Source organism: Falsiroseomonas oryziterrae (genome assembly GCF_021864505.1).
Taxonomy (GTDB): domain Bacteria; phylum Pseudomonadota; class Alphaproteobacteria; order Acetobacterales; family Acetobacteraceae; genus Falsiroseomonas; species Falsiroseomonas oryziterrae.
Genome location: NZ_JAKJIB010000346.1, coordinates 1 through 4,156 on the forward strand (window position 1 = coordinate 1; position 4,156 = coordinate 4,156).

Consider the following 4,156-nt stretch of genomic DNA (forward strand, 5'->3'; position numbering starts at 1 on the left):
CACCACCTCGGCTTCCGGCACCATGCGGCCGGGCGGCTCGGCGAGGCGCCGCAGGAGACCCGCCGCGCCGAAGATGTCGCGCGCGCGATCGGGCCCGAGCGCCTCCGCCAGCCGCGTGACGGCGTTCGGGCCGATGCGCCCCGCAAGCGCGGCGCCGCCGTCCAACGCCTCAGTCCCGCGCCGGGGTCTGCACCGATTCCGGCAGCTGCTGCGTCCCGCCGCCGCAGGCCTTCACCTGCGCGGCGACCGCGGGCTCCATCCGCGCGCTCTCGTCGTTCTCCTCGAGCTGCTCGGTGCCGCCGCCGCAGGCCTTGGCCGCGGCCGCATTGGCCGCCGGCAGCTTCGCCTTGGGGCGATGCATCGTCTTCCACATCGCGTTGTGCGGCGCCTTGGCCGCCTGCGCCTCCAGCGTGCGCGTCTCGTCGAAGTGGAAATCCACGGTCTTCTTCGATTGCGGCCCCCAGTAGCCGACCTTGCCGAGGTCGTAGAAGGTCCGCTGGAAGCCCGATTTCGCGAAGGCCCAGAGGCAGCCGAGCATGTACTTCCGGCGCACCTTGTCCTTGATCCACGGGTAGCCCAGGAAGGTCTTGCGCAGGTAGAAGCGCCGGTAGTTGTGCATGGTCCGGTCGAGCAGCGTGGCGCGGTCCATCGCCTCCGGCTTCATGATCGGCGTCACGAAGTTGTACTTCGAGAAGTCGAACACCTCGACCTTGTCGCCGAGCTCCTTGAAGAGGTCGTTGAAGGGCCAGGGCGTGTACATGGCCCAGTTCGCCATGTCTGGATCCCAGTCCAGGGCCATCCGGTAGGTCTCTTCCAGCGTCTCCGGCGTCTCGTTGTCGAGGCCGACGATGAACTGCGCCTCGGCCACGATGCCGTTCTGACGCAGCAGCTGGATGGCCTTCTTGTTCTGCGCGACCGTCGTCTCCTTGTTGAAGCGGTCGAGCTTCAGCTGTGCCGCCGCTTCCGTGCCGAGGGACACGTGGATGAGGCCCGCCTTGCGATACATCGGCAGCAGCGCCTCGTCCCGCAGGATGTCGGTGACGCGCGTGTTGATGCCCCACAGGACCGGCAGGTCGCGCGCGATCAGCTCCTCGCAGAACTGCACGAACTTCTTCTTATGGATGGTCGGCTCCTCGTCGGCGAGGATGAAGAAGCCGACGCCGTGGTTCCGCACCAGATCCTCGATCTCGTCCACCACCTTCTTCGGGTCGCGCACGCGGTAATCGCGCCAGAACTTCCACTGGCTGCAGAAGGAGCAGGTGAAGGGACAGCCGCGCGCCAGATTCGGGATGGCGACGCGCGTGTTCATCGGGATGTAGATGTATTTCGACCAGTCGAGGATGCCCCAGTCGGGCGTGATGCGGTCGACATCGGCGATCGGGGGTGCCGCGGCGTTCGCGACGATCTCGCCGTCGCGCGCATAGGCGATGCCCTTGACGGTGTCGCGCTCCGCCGGCCAGCGGCCCTCGTCGATGCAGCGCACGAGGTCGAGCAGCACCTGCTCGCCCTCGCCGCGCACCACCACGTCGATCCACGGCGCCTCGGTCAGCACCTGCGGGTACATGAAAGTGCCGTGGATGCCGCCGAGCACGGTGACCGCGTCCGGGCAGGTCTCCTTCGCCAGCTTCAGCAGCGATTCAGCCTCGTAGATCGCCGGCGTGATCGCGGTGGCGCCGATGACGTCGGGCTTCAGCTCGAGCAGGCGGTTGCGCACCTGGTCGTGCGTTAGGTGGTTGGTCATCGCGTCGATGAAGGTGATGTCGGTGTAGCCCTCGCGCTTCAGGAAGCCGGCGAGGTAGGCGACCCAGGCGGGCGGCCAGTTGCCGGCGATCTCGGCGCCGCCGGAATGGTAGTTCGGATGGACGAGGACGATGCGCATCAGGACGCTCCCGCCGGCCCGTGCCGGCCCGGGCGCATCCTCACCCGTGACGGGGGAAGTTGACCTTGATGTGTGTCAAGCCGGCCTGACAGGTCCGGTCATGGCTTGTTCCATCCGGTCGAGCCGGTCGAACAGCTCGACCGCCCACAGGACGCGCCCGCGGAAGCCCGAAACCGGCTGCTCGGCCGGCGGCATGGCGACCACGGCATCGACCAGGAAGGCGGTGCCCGGCAGGGCCGGGGCCTCCCGGTCGCCCGGGCGCAGGCGGAGCTGGCCGAGGCTGCGCGCCATCAGCCGGAGCTTGCGATGCGCCGGCACGACGGCGCGGCGCGAGATGCTGTCGAGCCCCTGCCGCTCCACCTGCCGGCCGATCTCGGCATAGACGAAGCGCGCCGCCGCGATGCCGGAGCGGCAATCGGGCGGCAGCAGGGCGATGCCCGCCTCGGCGCGGCGATACAGCGCGTCGGCCGTGGCGAGCAGCCGCGCCACGACGCGGCCGAGGGCGGGCGTGAAGGCGGGATCGGCGAGGAAGTCCGAGGGTTCGATCCCCTCCTCCCGCAGCCAGTCATGCGGCAGGTAGAGTCGGCCGTTGCGCGCATCCTCGCCGACGTCGCGCGCGATGTTGGTGTACTGCATCGCGACGCCGAGGTCGCAGGCGCGCGCGATGGCCTGCGGATCGCGCACGCCCATCAGCAGCGTCATGATGGCGCCGACCGCCGCGGCGACGCGCGCCGCATAGGCCTCGAGCGCCGGCTCGTCCACGCATTGGCGGCCCTCGGCGTCCCAGGCGAGGCCTTCCAGCAGCGCCTCCGGCAGGGCGCGCGGGATGGCGTGGCGCGCGACGATGCGCGCGAAGGCGCGGTCGGCTGGATGGCCGACGGGGCGGCCGGCATAGATGCCGTCGAGCCGCGCGCGCAGTTCGGCGAGCGCATCGGCGCCACCGCCCTCGTCGATGATGTCGTCGGCGACGCGGCAGAAGGCGTAGAGCGCCGTCGCGGGCTCCGCGACGCGCTTCGGCAGCAGCCGCGCGGCGGCGGCGAAGGATTTGGAGCCGCCCGACAGCATCATCCGGCAGGCCGCCATGTCGGCATGCACGGTCTCGGGCGTGGCAGGCGGCATGCGGGGGTCCCGGCTCAACCGGCCCGACTGTAAGGCATGGTTGACACGGAAGGCGAGACCGAATCCGTCGCCGGGGCGTCGTGCAGCCGCAGCAGGAGGTCGGCGACCTGGTCCGGCTTCTCCTCATGCGCGAGATGGCCGAGGCCCGGCAGCCGGATGATCGTCGCGGCCGGCAGGCGCTGGCGCACGCGCTCGGCCTGGGCGGGGGGGATGCTGCGGTCGCGCTCGCCGACCACGAGCACGAGGCGAGGCCCGAGGCGCGGCAGGTCGTGCAGCAGCGGCAGCAGGTCCCAGTTCGCCATCATCCCGAGCGCCGCCGAGACATGGGAGGTGTGGCGGAACAGGCGGGCATAGAGGTCCACGCCGCGCGTCTCGATCCGGCTGCCGGTGTCCTGCAGGAGCCTCTCCGCCACGGCGCGGTTCGAGGCACGCCAGGCCATCAGGTTCGGCACGAAGGGCAGCGAGGCGAGCATCCGCGCGGCCTTGGTGAAGAAGGCCGCGTGCCGGTCGCCGAGCGGCAGCAGCGCGCCGTTCAGGCTGACGATGCTGGCCGGCGCGATGCGGCCGTCGAGCGCGAGGCGCAGCAGGATGGCCGCACCCGCCGAATGGCCGACGGCGAGCGCCGGCTTCGCCTCCAGCGCCTGCAGCAGATGCGCAAGGCTGTTCGCCATGCCGGGCAGGGAAAGGCGCTGCGGTGGCGGCAGGTCGGTGAAGCCGTGGCCCGGCAGGTCGGGCGCGATGACGCGGAAGCGCGTGGCGAGGCGAGGGATCAGGTCGCGCCAGGAATGCGTCGCGGCCGCCGTGCCGTGGACCAGAAGCAGGTCCGGGACATTCTCCCCCTTTGGCCCGACGAGCTGCACATGCCAGCGCAGGCCGCCCGCGCTGACGAAGCGGCTGGCCTCGCGATTGGGCCAGTCGCGGCCGTCATGCTCCCAGGACGGACGGTCCGGCATGGGTCACGCAGCGGGGCGCGCGGCGGCGACGGCGCCGGAGAGACGCGCGGCGTCGGCCGCGGGCAGCGGGAGGTAGCGCGCGCCCATCGCCTCGGCGACGCGCTTCGCGAAGGGATGCGGGCGCGGCGCGGTGTCCACCAGCAGCGCGGGGATTCCGGCAAGGCGGATCGGCGCGGCGGCGGCAAGCGCATCCGCCTCCGCCGCC

The 4,156-nt window shown here is 71.3% G+C and carries 3 protein-coding genes and 1 pseudogene; all 4 read right to left on the bottom strand.

The window, feature by feature from the left end; translation table 11 throughout:
- Positions 1-169 precede the first annotated feature (169 nt).
- Positions 170-1,879, bottom strand: a complete 1,710-nt coding sequence (bchE, locus tag L2I40_RS19760) for a magnesium-protoporphyrin IX monomethyl ester anaerobic oxidative cyclase (RefSeq protein WP_237216898.1) — start codon at positions 1,877-1,879, stop codon at positions 170-172.
- A gap of 75 nt (positions 1,880-1,954) precedes the next feature.
- The gene (locus L2I40_RS19765) at positions 1,955-2,998 is read right to left on the bottom strand and encodes a phytoene/squalene synthase family protein (RefSeq protein WP_237216899.1); all 1,044 of its coding nucleotides are present in this window, start codon (positions 2,996-2,998) and stop codon (positions 1,955-1,957) included.
- Between the two features lie 14 nt (positions 2,999-3,012).
- Positions 3,013-3,951: an alpha/beta fold hydrolase BchO gene (gene bchO / locus L2I40_RS19770; protein WP_237216900.1), complete on the bottom strand. Its 939-nt coding sequence runs from the start codon at positions 3,949-3,951 to the stop codon at positions 3,013-3,015.
- A gap of 3 nt (positions 3,952-3,954) precedes the next feature.
- Positions 3,955-4,156 (bottom strand): annotated as a pseudogene (gene bchD, locus L2I40_RS19775) (magnesium chelatase subunit D); the annotation flags it as partial.

Excerpts from the sequence above, each read along its gene's own strand:
- bchE (WP_237216898.1), bottom strand. The coding sequence starts at position 1,879 with ATGCGCATCGTCCTCGTCCATCCGAACTACCATTCCGGCGGCGCCGAG.
- L2I40_RS19765 (WP_237216899.1), bottom strand. The coding sequence starts at position 2,998 with ATGCCGCCTGCCACGCCCGAGACCGTGCATGCCGACATGGCGGCCTGC.
- bchO (WP_237216900.1), bottom strand. The coding sequence starts at position 3,951 with ATGCCGGACCGTCCGTCCTGGGAGCATGACGGCCGCGACTGGCCCAAT.